2 protein-coding genes are annotated in these 1853 nt (G+C 74.4%); both read right to left on the bottom strand.

The genetic code is table 11. The features are described 5' to 3' along the window. A partial coding sequence (locus tag G6045_RS40420) for a precorrin-8X methylmutase (protein WP_165337235.1) occupies nt 1-587 on the bottom strand: 587 nt, incomplete at its 3' end. Beyond that, on the bottom strand, nt 584-1853 hold a 1270-nt coding region (cobJ, locus tag G6045_RS40415; protein WP_165337234.1), incomplete at its 5' end, for a precorrin-3B C(17)-methyltransferase. The genes cobJ and G6045_RS40420, both read right to left, overlap by 4 nt.

The following is a 1853-nucleotide window of genomic DNA, read 5'->3' as shown; positions in this document are numbered from 1 at the left end:
GTGGGCCGGGAGTCGGGGAGCGGGTGGTACAGCAGGGCGTTGAGGGCCGCGGCGGCCACCGCGGAGCCGCCCTTCTCGGACACGTTGCTGACCGCGGGCAGCCCGCTCTCGCGCAGCGCGGCCTTGGACTCGGCGGCGCCGACGAATCCGACGGGCAGTCCGATCACGAGGGCCGGCTCGGCGTCGAGCGTCAGGAGCTCTTCGAGCGCGGTGGGCGCGCAGCCGATCACCCACAGCGCACCGGGCCCGACCTGCTCGTACGCGAGACGGATCGCGTGGGCCGAACGGGTCAGGTCCGGCCCGGACTTGGCGTCCTTGAGCCGGCAGACCGTGTCGCGCCGGGTGATGCCCGCCGCGACCATCTCCACGTCCACGACCACGGGCGCCCCCGCGTGCAGCGCCGTATGCGCGCGGACGAGAGCGGACTCGTCGGTGACGAGATCCGTGGCGTAGTCGGGATCTGCCGCCGAGTGGATCACGCGCTCGACGACCGCCCTGGTCAGCGGCGCGAAGTGCGAGGTGTCGAGGCGGGCGCGCAGCCTGCGGAACGACTCCTGCTCGATGGGGTGCACGATGCGCGTGCTCATCGTCCGGCCTCCGCTGCTGCGTGTTCCTTTGTGTCGGGGTCCTGCTGCCAGCGGTAGCCGCGCGGGGTCACCATCCGGCCGGCGATGTCGCGCGTGGCCGTGTTGCCGACCGTGACCACCGTCATCATGTCGACGGTGGCCGGGTCGAGTGCGGCCAGCGTCGTCAGACGTACGGACTCGTCCGCGCGCGAGGCGTTGCGCACGACGCCCACCGGTGTACGCGGCGCACGGTGCTCGGCCAGCAGTGACAGCGCCTTGGGGAGCTGCCAGTCGCGGCCCCGGCTGCGCGGGTTGTAGAAGGTCACGACGATGTCCGCCTCGGCGGCGGCGCGCACCCGGCGCTCGATCACCTCCCAGGGCGTGTGCAGATCGGAGAGGCTGATCGAGACGTGGTCATGGCCCAGCGGCGCCCCGAGCAGCGCACCGGCCGCGAGCGCGGCGGTCACGCCCGGCACCCCGACGACGTCGATGTCGTCGCTCGCCTCGGCCAGCGCGGGCGAGGCCATCGCGTAGACGCCCGCGTCACCCGAGCCGATCAGCGCCACGGCCTGCCCCTTGCGGGCCTCGGCGACGGCGGTACGGGCCCGCTCCTCCTCGGCGCCGAGCCCCGACTCCAGGACCACGGTGCCGGGCCTGAGCAGATCGCGGATCTGGTCCACGTACTGGTCGAGACCCACCAGGACGGCGGCGCGCCGCAGTTCGTCCTTGGCGCGCGGGGTGAGCAGATCCCGTGCGCCGGGCCCGAGCCCGACGACCGCGAGCCGACCGCGCGGCGCCCGGCGGGCGACGGCGCAGGTGGCCATGGCGGGGCGGCCCTCGGGTGCCGACTTCGTTTTCGGTACGAGGAGTTGCGCGCCCTCGACGAGGGCCGCGGCCTCGGCGACGGACGGGGTGCCGACGGCGGTCAGCGGTGCGTCGGAGGGGTTGGGCACGGGGACGGCGGCGAGCTGCTCGGGGGAGTAGGTGACGAGCGGGACACCGAGCCGTCCGGCCGCTTCGACGATCCCGGGCTCCTCGGCCTTGGCGTCGACAGTGGCGAGACGGGCGACGGAGCGCGGGCTGAGGCCGGCGTCGGCGAGGGTGCCCTCGATGAGCGCCAGGACCTCGTCCACCGGCGCACCCTTGGAGGCGCCCACGCCGACAATCAGCGACGGCGGACGCAACACGGCCTCTTCCGGGGCGAGTCCGAACGTGCGGTCCGTGAGGCGGATGCGGGCGGTCACCTCACCTGATCCGGTCACCTCGCCCGCGCCGGTCGCCCCGCCC

Origin of the sequence: Streptomyces mesophilus (assembly GCF_011044995.1) — a bacterium.
GTDB classification, from domain to species: Bacteria; Actinomycetota; Actinomycetes; order Streptomycetales; family Streptomycetaceae; genus Streptomyces; species Streptomyces mesophilus.
This window is presented reverse-complemented; position numbering and strand designations above follow the sequence as displayed.